Annotated in this window: 14 protein-coding genes and 1 tRNA gene; 5 read left to right on the top strand and 10 right to left on the bottom strand. The window is 72.6% G+C overall.

The window, feature by feature from the left end:
* Nucleotides 1-26: 26 nt before the first annotated feature.
* On the bottom strand, nucleotides 27-1,367 hold the full coding sequence (locus tag E7Z53_RS05895) for a hemolysin family protein (RefSeq protein WP_172604386.1): 1,341 nt from the start codon (nucleotides 1,365-1,367) through the stop codon (nucleotides 27-29).
* Nucleotides 1,368-1,497: 130 nt separating this feature from the next.
* Here E7Z53_RS05895 and E7Z53_RS05890 point away from each other — a divergent pair, with 130 nt between their 5' ends.
* Nucleotides 1,498-2,712, top strand: coding sequence for a glycerophosphodiester phosphodiesterase family protein (locus E7Z53_RS05890; RefSeq protein ID WP_109221727.1), 1,215 nt, complete (start codon nucleotides 1,498-1,500; stop codon nucleotides 2,710-2,712).
* Nucleotides 2,713-2,773: 61 nt separating this feature from the next.
* Here the strand turns inward: E7Z53_RS05890 and E7Z53_RS05885 are convergent, their stop codons facing one another.
* The 5 genes from E7Z53_RS05885 to E7Z53_RS05865 all read right to left on the bottom strand — a co-directional run bounded on the left by E7Z53_RS05885 (nucleotide 2,774) and on the right by E7Z53_RS05865 (nucleotide 6,541).
* Nucleotides 2,774-2,986: a hypothetical protein gene (locus tag E7Z53_RS05885; protein ID WP_017833937.1), complete on the bottom strand. Its 213-nt coding sequence runs from the start codon at nucleotides 2,984-2,986 to the stop codon at nucleotides 2,774-2,776.
* A gap of 94 nt (nucleotides 2,987-3,080) precedes the next feature.
* On the bottom strand, nucleotides 3,081-3,986 hold the full coding sequence (locus E7Z53_RS05880; protein ID WP_255219441.1) for an ABC transporter ATP-binding protein: 906 nt from the start codon (nucleotides 3,984-3,986) through the stop codon (nucleotides 3,081-3,083).
* On the bottom strand, nucleotides 3,976-4,749 hold the full coding sequence (locus E7Z53_RS05875; RefSeq protein ID WP_176337374.1) for an ABC transporter permease: 774 nt from the start codon (nucleotides 4,747-4,749) through the stop codon (nucleotides 3,976-3,978). Before E7Z53_RS05875 ends, E7Z53_RS05880 begins: the two co-directional genes overlap by 11 nt.
* Nucleotides 4,746-5,540 (bottom strand): ABC transporter permease, encoded by a 795-nt coding sequence (locus tag E7Z53_RS05870; protein ID WP_051063790.1) that lies wholly within the window; start codon nucleotides 5,538-5,540, stop codon nucleotides 4,746-4,748. Before E7Z53_RS05870 ends, E7Z53_RS05875 begins: the two co-directional genes overlap by 4 nt.
* Before the next feature lie 38 nt (nucleotides 5,541-5,578).
* A complete protein-coding gene (locus E7Z53_RS05865) occupies nucleotides 5,579-6,541 on the bottom strand; it encodes an ABC transporter substrate-binding protein (protein ID WP_035927715.1) in 963 nt (320 codons plus the stop codon).
* 132 nt (nucleotides 6,542-6,673) lie between these two features.
* Here E7Z53_RS05865 and E7Z53_RS05860 point away from each other — a divergent pair, with 132 nt between their 5' ends.
* Both E7Z53_RS05860 and mdlC read left to right on the top strand, forming a co-directional pair.
* Entirely contained in the window at nucleotides 6,674-7,624 is a 951-nt protein-coding gene (locus E7Z53_RS05860) for a LysR family transcriptional regulator (protein ID WP_017833932.1), read from the top strand.
* 94 nt (nucleotides 7,625-7,718) lie between these two features.
* Nucleotides 7,719-9,320: a benzoylformate decarboxylase gene (gene mdlC / locus E7Z53_RS05855; RefSeq protein ID WP_176337373.1), complete on the top strand. Its 1,602-nt coding sequence runs from the start codon at nucleotides 7,719-7,721 to the stop codon at nucleotides 9,318-9,320.
* 24 nt (nucleotides 9,321-9,344) lie between these two features.
* On the opposite strand, the gene manA is transcribed toward mdlC, so the two are convergent.
* Nucleotides 9,345-10,457 carry a mannose-6-phosphate isomerase, class I gene (gene manA, locus E7Z53_RS05850; protein WP_176337372.1) on the bottom strand — a complete coding sequence of 371 codons (1,113 nt, stop codon included), beginning with the start codon at nucleotides 10,455-10,457 and terminating at the stop codon, nucleotides 9,345-9,347.
* 64 nt (nucleotides 10,458-10,521) lie between these two features.
* On the opposite strand from manA, the gene E7Z53_RS05845 reads away from it, so the two are divergent.
* Nucleotides 10,522-11,922 carry a phosphomannomutase/phosphoglucomutase gene (locus E7Z53_RS05845; protein ID WP_035927725.1) on the top strand — a complete coding sequence of 467 codons (1,401 nt, stop codon included), beginning with the start codon at nucleotides 10,522-10,524 and terminating at the stop codon, nucleotides 11,920-11,922.
* 66 nt (nucleotides 11,923-11,988) lie between these two features.
* Here E7Z53_RS05845 and E7Z53_RS05840 read toward each other — a convergent pair whose 3' ends face one another.
* From E7Z53_RS05840 to E7Z53_RS05830, 3 genes are all read right to left on the bottom strand, one after another.
* Complete coding sequence (locus E7Z53_RS05840) at nucleotides 11,989-13,176, bottom strand: globin domain-containing protein (protein WP_017833928.1); 1,188 nt, start codon at nucleotides 13,174-13,176, stop codon at nucleotides 11,989-11,991.
* A 58-nt stretch (nucleotides 13,177-13,234) separates the two neighbouring features.
* A complete protein-coding gene (locus E7Z53_RS05835; protein WP_017833927.1) occupies nucleotides 13,235-13,726 on the bottom strand; it encodes an RrF2 family transcriptional regulator in 492 nt (163 codons plus the stop codon).
* 178 nt (nucleotides 13,727-13,904) lie between these two features.
* On the bottom strand, nucleotides 13,905-15,770 hold the full coding sequence (locus E7Z53_RS05830) for a phosphoenolpyruvate carboxykinase (GTP) (protein ID WP_176337371.1): 1,866 nt from the start codon (nucleotides 15,768-15,770) through the stop codon (nucleotides 13,905-13,907).
* A 299-nt stretch (nucleotides 15,771-16,069) separates the two neighbouring features.
* On the opposite strand from E7Z53_RS05830, the gene E7Z53_RS05825 reads away from it, so the two are divergent.
* A tRNA-Arg gene (locus E7Z53_RS05825) sits at nucleotides 16,070-16,145 on the top strand.
* Nucleotides 16,146-16,148: the final 3 nt, after the last annotated feature.

Here is a 16,148-nt window from a genome sequence, read left to right as displayed (position 1 = left end):
GGCGGGACGGGCCCCGCCGGGACGGATCAGGCCCCGGACCGGCCGCCCTCCGCCGCGTCCCGCCGCAGCCGGGTGATCCGCACCCGCTCCACCCGGCTGCGGTCCACGGCCAGGACCTCGAGCCGGTAGCCGTCCACGTCGACGACGTCCGCCGGGCGCGCCACCCGCCCCAGCCGGTCCATCACGAACCCGCCGACCGTCTCGTAGTGGCCCTCGGGGATGACGAGCCCCGCCTCCACCGGGACCTCCTGGATGATCAGCCCGCCGTCCACGAGCACGGCCCCGCCCTCGCGCAGCACCGTGTCCTCGTGCTCCCGGACCCCGGCGTCGAACTCGTCGTAGATCTCGCCCACGAGCTCCTCCACGAGGTCCTCGAGGGTCACGATGCCCGCCGTCCCGCCGTACTCGTCGACCACCAGCGCGATGTGGTGCCCGTCCTTGCGCATGGCCTGCAGGGTGCGCAGCACGTGGTTGGTCTCCGGCAGGAAGGGGATGGGCCGCACCACGTCCCGCAGGGTCCGCGGAGGGGCCTCGATGACCCCGTCGCCGTCCTGGTCCGCGACCACGAGGTCGCGGATGTGCACGAAGCCCAGGACGTCGTCCACGCTCGTGCCGAGCACGGGGTAGCGGGAGTGCGGCAGGGCCAGGGCCGTGCGGTAGGCCTCCGTGACGGGCAGGGTGCCGTCCAGGAAGTGGACGTCGGGGCGCGGGCGCATGACCTCGGCGAGGCGGCGCTCGCCCGCCTCGAAGACGTCCGTGAGGATCGAGCGCGAGACGGCCCCGATGCCCCGGGTGTCCACGACCATCTCCCGGATCTCCTCCGCCGAGACCTCCTCGGTGACGGCGTGCGGGTCCCCGCCCACCAGCCGGACCACGAGGTTCGTGGACACGGACAGCAGCCAGATGACGGGGCGCATGAGCGTGGCGAAGACGCTCAGCGGAGGGGCCAGGATCTTCGTGAAGCCCACGGAGCGCTGCATGGCCAGGCGCTTGGGCACGAGCTCCCCGAGGACGAGGGAGAGGTACGCGATCACCAGGGTCATGCCGATCAGCGCGGAGGTCTCCGCGGCCGCGGTGGACAGACCGGCCCGCTCGAAGACGGGGGCCACGTCCGGGGCGAGCGTCGAGGCGCCGTAGGCCGAGGAGAAGAACCCCGCCACCGTCACGCCGATCTGCACCGCCGAGAGGAAGAGGTTGGGGTCCCGGACGAGGGCGGCGGTCCGGGCGCCCTTGCGGCCCGAGCGCTCGATCCGCTTGACCTGGCTCTCCCGCAGGCTCACGATCGCCATCTCGGTGCCCGCGAAGACGCCCCCGACGGCCACGAACAGCAGGACCAGGAGGATGTTCACGATCGTGCTGTTGTCCATGGCGACCACAGTACCGGCCGCCTCCGGGACGCCAGGAGATCACCTGCTCGTCACGTCGCGTTGACCGGTTCGTCTCCGCGCTCCGCTTCGGTGGAGGGGCACTGTCCCCCCAGGCACGAGGAGCACCGTCATGACCACCCGTTCCCCCCGCACCCTGCGCGGCGCCGCCGCGGCCCTGTCCGCCGTGGCCGTGCTCGGCTCGGCGCTGCCGGCCGCCGCCGCCCCCTCCGGCACCGAGGACCCGATCGTCGTCGGGCACCGCGGCGCCGCCGGCACCGCCCCCGAGAACACGGTCCCCGCGTTCAAGGACGCCCGCGCCGCCGGCGTCGACTACCTGGAGATCGACGTCCAGCTCAGCGCCGACGGCGTGCCGTTCCTGTTCCACGACAGCACCCCCGCGCGCACCACGGACGTCGAGGAGGTCTTCCCCGGCCGCGAGGACGACCCGATCACGTCCTTCACATGGGACGAGCTGCAGCAGCTCGACGCCGGCTCCTCCTTCGACGCGCAGTTCGCCGGGGAGCGGATCCCCCACCTCGACGACGCCGCGCGGATCGCCACCGTCAACACCGGCGTCTACATCGAGATCAAGTCCCCGCAGAACTCCCCCGGCATCGAGCAGGTCGTGGCCGACGCCCTGGCCGAGGACCGGGACTGGGCGAAGCTGCTCGCGGCGGACAAGGTCACCGTCATCGGCTTCGACGAGGCGTCCAACCGGACCTTCGCCGGGCTGGCCCCCGACGTGCCCCTGCAGCAGCTCACCGGCAGCGTCCCGGACGCCGCCACGATCGAGCGGTGGGCCGGTGTCGTGGACTCCGTGGGCACGAACTACCGCACCCTCGACGCCGGCGACGTCGCGCGCGTCGACGCCGCCGGCCTGGCCCTGGGCGTCTACACCGTCAACTCCCCGGAAGCGGTCCAGCACGTGGTGGACCTCGGCGTCGACATGATCACCGGCGACTTCCCCCTCCAGACGGCCCGCCACCTGGACGGGCGCGACCCCTTCCCCGCGAACAACGGGATCCGGATCGAGGACTCCGTCAACGACGTCCCCGGCGACGACCTCCAGCCCGGGACCGGCGAGCACGTGGTGCTCACCAACACGGGCCGGACCGCCGTGGACGTCAGCGGGTACGTGCTGCGCGACGCCGCGAACAACGTCCTCACCGTGGGCGAGGGCTACGAGCTGGCCCCGGGCGGGCGGCTGCGCGTGCACACCGGACCGGGCACCGGCACGGAGGACGCCCACTACAACGGCGGCACCTCCGCCGTGCTCAACAACGGCGGCGAGTCCGTCGCCCTGTGGACGGACAACGGCCGGCTGCTGGACGTCTTCGCCAACTGATCCGGGACGCCCCCGCGCCTGGCGGGCCCCGCCGGCGACCACCGACGGGGCCTGCCCGGGCTCACCAGAGGTGGCGGCACTGCCCGTTCTGGCAGGAGAACTCGGGGGCGCGCCCGTCGGGCAGCATCATCGACGGGGACGCCAGCTCGACGTCGCGCGCCAGGTCCCAGTCGTCGGGCATGATCTGCACGTAGACCAGCTCGAACCCGGTGGCGCCGCAGCGCGGGCACGGTGCGGTGGTGCCGCGCAGACCGTCGGACGGGGTGGTGCTCATGGCGGGCCTCCCGGGGAGAACGGCCCCGGGCGCTCCGGAGCCGGTGGGCCCAGTGTAGTGGGCGCACCGGCTCCGGACGCGGCCGCGGGCCGGCTCAGGCCCTCGTGCCCGCCTCCCGCTTGGCGCGCTGGATCTCCTCGTAGACGTGCCCGCGCAGCTCGGTGAACCGCGGCAGGCCGCGGGTGGTGAGCTGGTCGCGGTCGTCGGGCAGGTCGATCGGGAGGTCCTCCTGGACCACGGTGGGCGAGCTCGAGAGGATGATGACGCGCTCGCCGAGGTAGACGGACTCGTCGATGTCGTGGGTCACGAACAGCACGGTCACGCCCATCCGGTGCCACACGTCCCGGATGAGGTCCTCGAGGTCGGCGCGGGTCTGGGCGTCCACCGCGGCGAAGGGCTCGTCCATCAGCAGGATCTTCGGCTGGTAGGCGACCGCCCGGGCGATGGCGACGCGCTGCTGCATGCCGCCGGAGAGCTGCCACGGGTACTTCTTGTCCGCGCCGCGCAGGTCCACGGCGGCGATCGCCTCCTCCACGAGCTGGTTCCGCTCGTCCCGGGCCAGCCTGGCGTTCTTCAGCGGCAGCTCCACGTTCTCGCGGACCGTCATCCAGGGGAACAGGCTGCGCCCGTACTCCTGGAAGACCACGGCCATGTCCTTGGGCGGACCGGTCACCTTCTCGCCGCCCAGCAGCACCTCGCCGGAGGTCGGCGCCATGAGCCCCGAGATGCACTTGAGCAGCGTGGTCTTGCCGGAGCCGGAGGGCCCTACGAGGCACGCCAGCTCGCCGCGGCCGAGGTCGAACGTGAGGTTGCGGACCGCCTCCACGTCGCCGTGGTCGCTCTGGTAGATCTTCTGCAGCCCGCGCACGGACAGCAGCACGTCCTTCCCGCCGGTGCGTCCGGCGCCGGCGTCCGAGACCCCGGTGGCGGTCGCGTCCGTGCCGGTCCGGGGTGCGGTCGCGCCGCCGTCCACTGCCGAGCTTCCTGATTCAGCCTGCATTCTCCACCTCTTTCAGGCCCCGGTACCAGGCGAGGACCTTGCGTTCAACACGTTGGAAGACGAACGCCAGCACCACCCCGATGAGACCCAGGACGGCGATGCCGCTCCACATCTCGGGGATGGCGAACGATCGCTGGAACTGCACGATGGTGAAGCCGAGCCCCGAGGACGAGGCGAACATCTCCGAGATCACCATCAGGATCAGCCCGATCGACAGGGCCTGCCGGATGCCGGCCATCATCTGGGGGCTGGCGGCGGGGATCACCAGGTGGACGATCCGCGACCACCCGTGGATCCCGTACGAGCGTGCCGTCTCGTCCATGACGGAGTCGACCGAGCGCACGCCCTCGATGGTGTTCAGCAGGACGGGCCACACGGACCCGAGCACGATCACCACCACCTTCATCTGGTCGTTGACGCCGATGAGCAGCATCAGCACGGGCACCAGCACCGGAGGCGGGATCGCCCGGAAGAACTCGAGCACGGGCTCCAGCAGGTTCCGCAGCCAGCGCACCGACCCGATCACGAGACCGGCGACGACGCCGACCAGGATGGACAGCGCCAGCCCCACCAGGAGCCGGCCGATGCTCGGCAGCACGTCGTCGAAGAACCGGTCGCCGAACCAGACGTCCACGAACGTCGTGGCGAACTCGCCCGGCTCCGGGACGTAGAAGTTGGTCGTCGTCAGGGTGTAGGCCCACCACAGCAGGACCAGCAGGACGGGCAGCGCGAGCGCGTAGCCCAGGGTCTTGACGAGTCTCACACCGCCACCTCTCCGCGGACGGACGAGTGCCAGGCCAGCGCCCGGCGCTCGAGCGCCCGCATCCCCAGGTTGATGAGCACGCCCAGCAGCCCGGCCGTGACGATGAACGCGTACATGGCCGTGACGGCGCCGCCGGACTGGGCCAGGGAGATCTCGCGGCCCAGCCCCGGCGTGCCGATCACGAGCTGGGCGGTGACCGCCAGGATCAGCGCCACGGCCGCCCCGAGCCGCAGCCCGGTGATCACGTAGGGCAGGGACGTGGGCCACGTGACGTACCGGACGCGGGCCAGCGTCCCGAGCCCGTAGCTCTTGGCCGTGTCCTGCGCCACGGTGTCCACGTCCCCGACCCCGTAGAGGACCTGGATGAGGATCTGCCAGAAGGACGCGTACACGACCAGCAGCAGGGTGGACTCGAGCTGCACGCCGAACAGCAGGACGGCCAGCGGGATGAGCGCAACCGACGGGATGGGCCGGAGGAACTCGATCGTGCTGTGGGTGGCCCGGCGCAGGAACGTGCTGCTGCCGATGACCAGCCCCAGGACGATCGCGGCGACCGCGGCGATCAGCAGCCCGAGGAACCAGGCCCGGACGGTCTGCCAGACCGCCAGCCAGAAGCCCGCCGAGCCGAGCTGCTCCCCGAGCTCCAGCAGGACCGCGCTGGCCGGGGGCAGGTACCGGGGGTCGACGATCCCCGTTAGGGGCAGCAGCTCCCAGGTGAGCAGGAACCCGAGGATCCCCAGCACCCCGAGAACCCCGGGCCCCCAGGCCCGTCCCGTGCGCTTTCGTGCCATGTCGTGCTCCCTCCCTCGGGTGCCGGGTCCGCGGACGGCTACGGCAGCAGCGCGTCGAGGTCGGGGGCCTGCTCGAGGGTCCCGTACTCCACGGCGGCGTCGCCCAGCTTCTGCAGCGCCTCGCGGTCGAACTCGGTGCGGAAGCGCGGCAGGGCCATCTCGGCGCGCAGCTCGTCGCTGATCTCCGTGTAGGTCCCGACGATCTCCCGGACCGCGTCCGGGTTCTCGTTCGCGTACTCGAGCGAGCGGTTCATGGCGTTCTGGAACTTCTCCACCAGCTCGGGGTCCTCCTCGAGCTTCTGGGCGGTCGTGAAGTAGCCGGCGATGTCGAGCTCCGGGTCGAACTCCACGAAGTTGTAGGACACCGCGCGGGCACCCTCGTCGAGGACCTGGGTGAGGAACGGGTCGAGGATCCAGGCCGCGTCCACCTGGCCGCGGTCGAGCGCGGCCGGGGCGTCCGGGAAGCCGACCTCCACGAAGTCGATGCTCTGCGGGTCCCCGCCGGCCTGCTCGACGACGTGGCGGATCGTCGTGTCGCCGATGTTGTTGAGGTTGTTCACCGACACCGTCTTGCCGGCCAGGTCCTCGGGGCCCTGGATGTCCGAGTCGGCGGGCACCACCACGGCGCCGAAGTCCCGCTCGGTGTCGCCCGAGGTCGTGGTGCCGTTGGCGACGTACTCGAGGTCCAGCCCCTCGCCCTGGGCGACCATGACGGACAGGGTGTTGCCGAAGGCGAAGTCGAAGTCCCCGCTGACCACGCCCGGCACGGCGGCGGCGCCGCCGCTGGTGGTCTGGATGTCGAGGTCGATCCCCTCCTCCTCGAAGAAGCCCTGCTCCTCGCCCAGCCAGATGGCGGCGGTGTCGACGATGGGGATGACGCCGACGGTGACGGCCTGCATCTCCCCCTCGGCCTCCGTGCCGCCTCCGCCGTCGCCGCCGCCGCACGCGGCCAGCGCCAGTACGGATCCTGCTGCTCCCAAGCCGATGAGCGGTCGCCGCATCGTGCCTCCCCTGTGTCGTCCGGTGCCCGTTGTGATGGGGATCACTCTAGTGACGTAGCATTCACAAACCAGTGCATGTTGTCGATGGACCGATGTATGACATCTATGAGTCGCTGACCGAGGAGGGGTGCCGTGGAGCTGGACCTGAACCTGATGCGCGTGTTCTGCACGGTCTACGAGCAGGGCAGCGTCACGGGGGCCGCCGCCGAGCTGCACCTCACCCAGCCCACGGTGAGCCACGCTCTGAAGAACCTGCGCCGGCAGTGCAACGACCAGCTGTTCGTCCGGGAGGGCCGGGGCCTGAGCCCCACGCCGTTCGCGAGGAGCATCTTCCCGCAGGTCAAGGCGGGGATCGCCCAGGTGACCGCGGCCGTCTCCTCCGGCGGGCTGTTCGACCCGGAGACCGCCCGCGAGCGCTTCACCCTGGCGCTGACCGACCTCGGGGAGCTGGCGTTCCTGCCGTCCGTCATGGTGGCGCTGCGGGAGCAGGCACCCGGTGTGGAGCTGACCGTGCTGCCCCTGGACGTGGAGCGCGTCCCGGAGGACCTGCTCCGCAACCGGGTGGACGCCGCGATCTGCGCCCCGTACATCGGCGGGCCCGGCATCGTCCGCACCGTCGTCGGCACCGACGAGTACGTGGTGATCGCGGCCCGCGGCCACCCGCGGGTCCGGGAGCGGCTCACGCTCGAGCAGTTCGCGGAGGAGCCGCGGATCCGGCTCGCCCCGTCGATGGGCCACGACCTCGCCGAGGTCGCGGCGGAGCGGGCGGGCGCCCCGGGCAGCACGGCCCTGCGGCTGTCCCACTTCACGGGCCTGGTCTCCGTGGTGGAGCGCACCGACTGCCTCGCGGTGCTGCCGCGGTTCCTCGCCGAGACGCTCCAGGAGGCGGCCGGGATCCGGGTCTTCCCGCACCCGGTCGAGATGCCGGTCCTGCAGCTGGCCGCCTACACCCGCGAGACCGCCCACCAGCGCCCGGCGCAGCAGTGGTTCGCGCGGCTGGTCGTGGACACGCTGCGGGAGTCCGTCTCGCCGGACCCGTCGGCGCCGCTGCGGCCCGGGCCCTGGCATCGTCGCCGTCTATGAGGGGATAGAAAACATCGACTGGCCGTGCCCCCGGCCCCCTTCTACTCTCGCGGTGAGGCGGCACGCCGGTGCCGCGTCCCGATTGGAGCGCAGCGTGACCACCATCCGTGCCAGGACCCACCGCTGGATGCAGGCCCGGGGCCTCGACACCGTGTTCGGCAACCCGGGCTCCAACGAGCTGCCCTTCCTGCGGGACCTGCCCCCCGGCATCCGGTACGTCCTGGGGCTGCACGAGGGAGTGGTCGTGGGCATGGCCGACGGCTACGCGCAGGCCACGGGCCGGCCGGCGCTCGTGAACCTGCACTCGGCCTCCGGCACGGGCAACGCCATGGGCGCGCTGACCAACGCCGCCAGCTCGCACACCCCGCTCGTGGTCACGGCCGGCCAGCAGGTGCGCGCCACGATCGGCGCGGAGCCCATGCTCGCCAACGTGGCGGCCCCGGACCTGACCTCCCCGCTGACGAAGTGGGCGGGCGAGCCGCTGTCCGCGCAGGACGTCCCCCGCATGCTGGACCAGGCCCTGTGGGAGGCGTGCACCGGGTCCCGCGGCCCCACCTACGTCTCGGTCCCCTACGACGACTGGGACCGGGAGTCCGCCGACAACGACGACTACCTGCTGCCCCGGCGGGTGGCCGAGGGCCTGCACCCGGCCCCCGAGCACGTGCGGGAGATCGCCGGTCTGCTGGCCGGAGCCCGCCGGCCCGCGCTGGTGCTGGGCTCCGAGGTGGACGCCGTGGCGGCGAACGGGGTCAGCCGCGAGCTCGCCGAGCTGCTCGGCGCCGACGTGTGGGTGGCGCCCTCCCCCTACCGGCTCCCCTTCCCCAACCGGCACCCGCAGTTCCGCGGGGTCCTCCCCGCCTCGGAGCGGGGCGTGCACGCCGCCCTCGAGGAGAACGACGTGGTCCTGGTGCTCGGCGCCCCCGTCTTCCGCTACCACCAGTACGAGCCCGCCCGGTACCTGGCCGAGGGCACGCAGCTGCTGCACGTCACGGAGGACCCGGGCGAGGCCGCCCGGGCGCCGTTCGGGACCTCGTTCGTGGCCGGGCTCGCCGCGACGGCCGCGGCCCTGGTGGCCGCCCTGCACGAGCGAGACGGCGGGGCGCGCCCGGCCGCCCCGGTCGGGTGGACGGTGCCGCCGCCCGCCCGCGAGCCCGTGGACGGCGTCTTCCACCCGGGCGCCGTGTTCGAGGTGCTGCGCGAGACGGCGCCGGCGGACACCGCCTACGTGGTGGAGTCGACCTCCACCAACGGGGACTTCTGGAGGCACATGGACCTGCGGGAGCCCGGCTCCTACTTCTGGCCGGCCTCCGGCGGCCTGGGCTTCGGGCTGCCCGCGGCGGTCGGCGTGAAGCTGGCCCGGCCGGACCGTCCGGTCATCGGGGTGGTCGGCGACGGGTCGGCCAACTACGGGATCACCGCCCTGTGGAGCGCGGCGCAGTACCGGGTCCCGGTCGTGTTCGTGATCCTCAACAACGGCACCTACGGCGCGCTGCGCTGGTTCGCGGGCATGCTGGGCACGGGGGACGTGCCGGGGCTGGACGTGCCGGGCATCGACTTCCTGAGCCTCGCGCGGGGCTTCGGGGTGCCCGCGCAGGCCGCGGGCACGGCCGCGGAGCTCGCCGACCTGGTGCGGCAGGGTCTCGCGGCCGAGGGCCCCACACTCATCGAGGTCCGCACGGAGCTGACCACCCCCTGAGCGGCGCCGCGAGCCGGGGGCGGCTCAGCGGCAGGAGACCGTGAACACCCTGGCGTCGCCGGACAGCTCGACGGTGCCGGGGCCGCCCCGGTGCAGCAGCGACTCCCCGCCGGCCAGCTCCCACTCCCGGCCGGCGGCCCGCACCAGCACCCGGTCCCCGGTGCTCAGCAGGACCGTGGTGCCCCGCAGCCCGACGGGCACGGCCCGTCCCGGCACGAGCTCGTGGGCGGTCAGCGACAGCCGCTCGTCCCACAGGGGGTAGACGCGGCGGCCGTGCTCGTCGGCGGCGGGCTCGACGACCTCCGGGGCCGCCTGCTCGTCGGCCAGCACGGCGAGCAGCTCGGCCACGTCCACGTGCTTGCCCGTCAGCCCGGCGCGCAGGACGTTGTCCGAGGAGCTCATCACCTCGATCGCCGTCCCGGACAGGTACGCGTGGAGCTGCCCGGCCGGGGTGTGCAGGGACTGCCCCGGGGCGAGGCGGACGTGGTGCATGCACACCGCGACCAGCAGCCCGCGGTCGCCCGGGTGCCGGTCGTGCACGTAGCGGACCAGCGAGGCCACCGGGTCCTGCGGGCCCGCGGCGCGGGCCGCGTCGACGGTCGCCGCCACGGCGGCCGCGGCGGCGTCGTCGTCGAGCGTCAGCACGGCCGGCAGCACGGGGCGCCCGCCGGCGGCGGCGTCGCGCAGCCAGTCCAGCCCCAGGCGCGCGGCGGTGGCGCGCAGCCGGTCCGCCGGCTGCACCCCCGTGAGCAGCTCCACGTCGGTGAGGGCCACGACGGTCTCGGGCTTGGCGGAGCGGTCCTTGTAGTTGCGCCGCGGGTCGTCGAGCGGGATCCCCGCCCGCTGCTCGCGCTCGAAGCCCGCCTCGGCCTGCTCCGGCGAGGGGTGCACCTGGATGGACAGGGGGGCGTCGATGGCCAGGATCTTGAGCAGGAACGACAGGCCCTCCAGCGGCTCGTCCCGGCCGTCCCGGACGACGACGGAGGGCGCGGAGGGGTGCGCGCCGACCCACAGCTCGGCCTCGGGCTCGGGGCTCGGCACGGGTCTGCCCTGGAGGCGGGCCAGCACCTCGCGGGAGCCCCACGCATAGTGCTGGACGGGATTGCGCATGCGGAGGATCTCGACCATGCTCGTCATCCAATCACAGGACCGCCCGCGCCCCGCGGCACCCGGGAGCGCCCGTGGCCTAAGATCACCCCTTGTGACTATCGATCTCTCAGCTTCGTTCAAGGCCTACGACGTGCGCGGCATCGTGGGCGAGTCCATCACCGCGGAGACGGTCCGGGCCACCGGCGCCGCGTTCGTGGACGTCCTGGGCCTCGCCGGCCTGACGGTCCTGGTGGGCGGCGACATGCGCCCCTCCTCGCCGGAGTTCGTGGACGCCTTCGCCGAGGGCGCGGTCCGCCGCGGCGCGGACGTCGTGAAGATCGGGCTGATCTCCACCGACGAGCTGTACTACGCGTCCGGGACGTTCGGCGCCGCCGGGGTGACCTTCACGGCGAGCCACAACCCCGCCGAGTACAACGGCATGAAGATGTCGAAGGCCGGGGCCGTCCCGGTCTCCTCCGAGACGGGCCTCTACGACATCCGCGACCTCGCCCAGCGCTACCTCGACGACGGAGCGGTCCCGGAGGCCCCCGTCCCCGGCACGGTCACCGAGCGGGACGTGCTGACCGGCTACGCGGAGTACCTGCGCTCCCTGGTGGACCTGTCCGGGACCCGCCCGCTCAAGGTGGTGGTCGACGCCGGCAACGGGATGGCGGGGCTGACCACTCCCGCGGTGCTGGGCGACGCCGTGCTGGAGCCGCTGCCGCTGGAGGTCGTGCCCCTGTACTTCGAGCTGGACGGCACGTTCCCCAACCACCCCGCCAACCCGCTCGAGCCGGAGAACCTCGTGGACCTCCAGCGGGCCGTGCGCGAGCACGGCGCGGACCTGGGCATCGCGTTCGACGGCGACGCCGACCGCTGCTTCGTGGTCGACGAGCAGGGCGGGGCCGTCTCGCCCTCGGCCGTCACCGCGCTCGTGGCCGAGCGGGAGATCGAGCGCGCCCGGGCGGAGGGCGTGGAGAACCCGGTGATCATCCACAACCTCATCACGTCCCGCGCCGTGCCCGAGCTGGTCACCGCCCGCGGCGGCCGCCCCGTGCGGACCCGGGTGGGCCACTCGTTCATCAAGGCCGTCATGGCCGAGGAGGGCGCCGTGTTCGGGGGCGAGCACTCCGCGCACTACTACTTCAAGGACTTCTTCAACGCGGACACCGGGATGCTCGCCGCGATGCACCTCCTGGCCGCGCTGGGCGAGCAGGACGGGCCGCTGAGCGAGCTGATGCACCAGTACGACCCGTACGCGGCCTCCGGTGAGATCAACTCCACGGTGGAGGACAAGGCCGGTGCCGTCCGGCGGGTCGTCGACGCCCTGGCCGGCCGGGACGTGAGCGTGGAGGAGCTGGACGGCACCACGCTCAGCTGCCCGGACGAGGGCTGGTGGTTCAACCTGCGCCCCTCCAACACCGAGCCGTTCCTGCGCCTCAACGTCGAGGCGAAGGACCCGGCGACGATGGAGCGGGTCCGGGACCGGGTGCTGGACATCGTGCGCGTCTGAGACCCCGGCACGCAACGGGGCCCCGCCGGACGAGCCGTCCGGCGGGGCCCCGTGCGCTGCGGGCGCTCAGACCGCGGCGGTCTCGCGCGCCTCGTCGTGGAGCATCCACTGGTCCGGGCCCAGGATCTCGTAGGCCACGCTGCGCCCCGGGACGCCCTGGGCGATCACGGCGGAGCGGACGGCCTGCATGAAGGGCAGCGGGCCGCACAGCACCACCTGGGCGTCGGCCGGGATCCGCACGGCGCCGAGGTCCATGAACCCGTCGTGGTCGCCGTCCCCCGGGGTCTCCATCCAGGTCTCCAGGCGGGCGTGGGGCAGCTCGGCGACCAGCATCTCGTGCAGCTCCCGCAGCGCCCAGTCCTCCGCCGAGCGGTCGGCGTGCAGGACGAGGACCTGCCGCTGCGACTCCTGGCGGACGAGCCGGTCCAGGAACGCCAGCATGGGGGTCACGCCGATGCCGGCGGAGGCCAGCACGAGCGGCCCCTCCCCCTCCGGGAGCACCACGTCCCCGTAGGGGTTGGAGACCCGCAGGACGTCGCCCACCTGCACGTCGTGGCAGAGCACCGGGGTGACCTCGCCGCGCTCGTCGAGTCGCACGGCGATCCGGCGGGTCCCCTCGGGCCCGGGCACCAGCGTGAACTGCCGCGGCTGGTCCACGCCGTCGGGCATCCGCACCTCGACGGTCACGTACTGGCCGGCCACCGCGGGGGTCATCGGGGTGCCGTCGGCGGGCTCGAGGGTGATCGCCGTGGTGGTGGTCCCGGTCTGCTCCTTGGCCGCGACCCGGAACGGGGCGAAGACCACGCTGTTCGCCTGGCCCGCGTAGAGGCCCTCCTCGATCTTGATCAGGGCGTCGGCCATCAGCCAGTACACCTCGTCCCAGGCGGCCACGACCTCGGGCGTCGCGGCGTCGCCGAGGTCCCGGGCGATCGCGCCGAAGAGGTGCTCGTGGACGATCGGGTAGTGCTGGGGCAGCACGCCCAGGGACGCGTGCTTGTGCGCCACGCGGGAGAGCAGCTCGTCCGGGTAGCCCTCGGGGTGGGTCAGCAGCCAGGAGGCGAACATCGCGATGGAGCCGGCGAGGGCCTGCGCCTGGGTCCCGTTCTTCTGGTTGGAGCGGCTGAACATGCCGTCCAGCAGATCGGGGCGCGCCTCGAACATGGACCGGTAGAACTCGGGGGTGATGAACGGGATGCGCTCGGCGACGACGCCGATGGTCTGCTCGATGACGGGACGGGACTGGTCGGACAGCACGGTTGCCTCCTGGGGAGCCGGTGGATGACTCCTCAAAAGTAGCATCTGAAATGCTTGATTACGTCATCGGCGGCGGCGCGCCCCCCGCGGTGGCCGCCGGCGGCTCGGGCGGGCGCAGCCCGATGGACACCAGCACCGGGCCCACCTGCCGCTCGCTCACGAGGTCCCGCACCCGCACGTCGTCGAGCGCGCCGTAGAAGGCCTCCCGCGCGTCCGCGAGGGCGCGGCGCAGCCGGCACCCGCGGTCCAGCGGGCAGTCGCCGCCGGCCGACTCGCACTCGACCATCGCGGAGCCCGCCTCCAGCTCGCGCAGGAGCGAGCCAACGGTGGCGTCCAGGCCGGCGGGGGTGATCGACACCCCGCCGGTGCGGCCGCGGCTCGAGGCCAGCAGCCCGAGCCCGCTCAGCCGGCCCACGGTCTTGGTCACGTGGTGGTAGGGGGCGCCCACGCCCTCGGCGATGGCGCGCGTGGTGAGCTTCTCCCCCTCGGGGACGGCTCCTGTCAGCAGCAGGACGCGCAGGGCGATGTCCGAGAACGCGGTCAGCCGCACGGCGGGGTCCTCCGGTCGCTCATGGCGGCTCCTTCCGAGACCTCGCGCGTCCCGGCCGGCCGCGGGAGCGCCCCCATTGTCCCACGCGGGCGGCGGACACGGACGAGGGGCCTCCCGGCACGGGAGACCCCTCGTCCGACCGCCGGCCCCGGGGCGCCGCAGCACCCCGGGACGGGGATCACGCCTGGTTCAGGCGGTCCTCCAGCCCGGCACGCTGCTCGAGGATGGGCTCGGGCACGTGGCCGAGCCGGTGGAACCACTCGTCGATGCTGGGCAGCTCGGCCCGCCACTCCTCGACGTCGACCTTGAGGGCGGCCTCGAGCTCCTCGTCCGAGACGTCCAGGCCGGTGAGGTCGAGGTCCTCCTTGGTGGGCACGATGCCGATCGGGGTCTCCCGGCCGCCGGCCGTGCCCTCGAGGCGGTCGAAGATCCACTTGACCACGCGGGAGTTCTCGCCGAAGCCCGGCCAGGCGAAGCCGCCGCTCGGGGTGCGGCGGAACCAGTTGACGTAGAAGACCTTCGGCATGTCGTCCTCGCCGATGCGCTCGCCGACCTCGACCCAGTGCTCGAGGTAGTCGTTGGCGTTGTAGCCGATGAACGGGAGCATGGCCATGGGGTCGCGCCGGACGACGCCCACGGCGCCCTTCGCGGCGGCGGTGGTCTCCGAGGACAGCGTGGCGCCCTGGAACACCCCGTGCTCCCAGCCGAAGGACTGGGACACGAGCGGGATGGTGGACTTGCGGCGGCCGCCGAAGACGATCGCGGACAGCGGCACGCCCTCCGGGTCGTCGTACTCGGGGGCGAGGATGTCGGCCTGCTTGATCGGGGTGCAGAAGCGCGAGTTCGGGTGCGCGGCGGGACGGCCGCTCTCCGGGGTCCAGTCGCGGCCCTTCCAGTCGGTCAGGTGCTCGGGCGTCTCGTCCGTCATGCCCTCCCACCAGACGCCGCCGTCGTCGGTGAGCGCCACGTTGGTGAATATCGTGTTGCCCCGGGCGATGGCGCGCATGGCGTTGGGGTTGGTGGGCCATCCCGTGCCCGGAGCCACGCCGAACAGACCGGCCTCCGGATTGGTCACCCGGGCCTGGCCGTCCTTGCCGAAGCGGATCCAGGAGATGTCGTCGCCGACCATCTCGGCCTTCCAGCCCTCGAGCGTGGGCTCGAGCATCGCGAAGTTGGTCTTGCCGCAGGCCGAGGGGAAGGCCGCGGAGATGAACCGGCTCCTGCCCTCGGGGTTCGTGACCTTGAGGATGAGCATGTGCTCGGCCAGCCAGCCCTCGTCGTGGGCGATGGCGGAGGCGATGCGCAGGGCGTAGCACTTCTTGCCGAGCAGGGCGTTGCCCCCGTACCCGGAGCCGAAGGACCAGACGGCCCGGTCCTCGGGGAAGTGCACGATGTACTTGGCGGGGTTGCAGGGCCAGGGCACGTCCTGCTCGCCCGGGGCCAGCGGGGCGCCCAGCGAGTGCAGGCACTCGACGAAGAAGCCGTTCTGCTCGGTCATCTTCTCCAGCACCGGGGTGCCGATGGTCGCCATGATGCGCATGGAGCACACCACGTAGGCGGAGTCGGTGATCTCCACGCCGTAGCTCGGCCGCGAGGCCTCCAGGTGGCCCATGACGAAGGGGATGACGTACATCGTGCGCCCGCGCATGGCGCCGCGGAACTTCTTGCGCAGGGAGCTGCGCATCACCTCCGGGTCCTCCCAGTTGTTGGTGGGGCCCGCTCCCTTCTCGGTCTTGGTGCAGATGAAGGTGCGCTCCTCGACCCGGGCGACGTCGTCCGGGTCCGAGAACGCGGCGAAGGAGTTGGGGAACTTCTCCTCGTCCAGGCGGACGAAGGTGCCGGCGTCCACGAGCTCGTCGGTGAGCTGCGTCCACTCGGCCTCCGAGCCGTCGACCCAGTGGATGCGGTCCGGCTGGGTCAGCTCCGCCATCTCCCGCACCCACGAGAGGAGGTGCGCATGGGTGGTGGGCGCGCTGTCCAGCGCGTCCTTCACAGCCTCGTTCAGCCCGGTGGTCTCCGTCGTTGCAGTGGGGTTGTCAGCCATTGACATGTCTCCTCGTTGAGGCCGTCCGCCGACCGCCCGGGGCTCTCGTGGTGGTGCTCGTCGTCGAACACTCGACCCGGTGTCACCGGGCCCACAGTGAGCGGCGTGGAGGTGGGCGGCCGGTCTCTACTGTGATGTGGGTCCATCGTATCGCCCCGGCCCCGGCCGCCCCAGCAGGGTTACGCGCGCCGCGGCCCGTCGCGCCGGGTGCCGGGCGGGGCGCCCCCGGATTTTGCGCAGCCGGGGGCCGCATGTAGAGTGATGTCCGGTTTGAACGGCGGTGACGCCGGGACGCCGATGCGCCTGTAGCTCAACGGATAGAGCATCTGACTACGGATCAGAAGGTTGGGGGTTCGAATCCCTTCGGGCGCACCATCC

It is taken from the genome of Kocuria salina, from assembly GCF_013368965.1.
GTDB lineage: Bacteria > Actinomycetota > Actinomycetes > Actinomycetales > Micrococcaceae > Kocuria > Kocuria rosea.
Note: the sequence above shows the minus strand (reverse complement) of the source record. Positions and strands in the feature narration are given on the sequence as shown.

Coding starts and splice junctions, on each gene's coding strand:
- manA (WP_176337372.1), bottom strand. CDS start 10,457: ATGACGAGCATGGTCGAGATCCTCCGCATGCGCAATCCCGTCCAGCAC.
- E7Z53_RS05870 (WP_051063790.1), bottom strand. CDS start 5,540: ATGGCACGAAAGCGCACGGGACGGGCCTGGGGGCCCGGGGTTCTCGGG.
- E7Z53_RS05830 (WP_176337371.1), bottom strand. CDS start 15,770: ATGGCTGACAACCCCACTGCAACGACGGAGACCACCGGGCTGAACGAG.
- E7Z53_RS05865 (WP_035927715.1), bottom strand. CDS start 6,541: ATGCGGCGACCGCTCATCGGCTTGGGAGCAGCAGGATCCGTACTGGCG.
- E7Z53_RS05890 (WP_109221727.1), top strand. CDS start 1,498: ATGACCACCCGTTCCCCCCGCACCCTGCGCGGCGCCGCCGCGGCCCTG.
- E7Z53_RS05885 (WP_017833937.1), bottom strand. CDS start 2,986: ATGAGCACCACCCCGTCCGACGGTCTGCGCGGCACCACCGCACCGTGC.
- E7Z53_RS05880 (WP_255219441.1), bottom strand. CDS start 3,986: ATGCAGGCTGAATCAGGAAGCTCGGCAGTGGACGGCGGCGCGACCGCA.
- E7Z53_RS05895 (WP_172604386.1), bottom strand. CDS start 1,367: ATGGACAACAGCACGATCGTGAACATCCTCCTGGTCCTGCTGTTCGTG.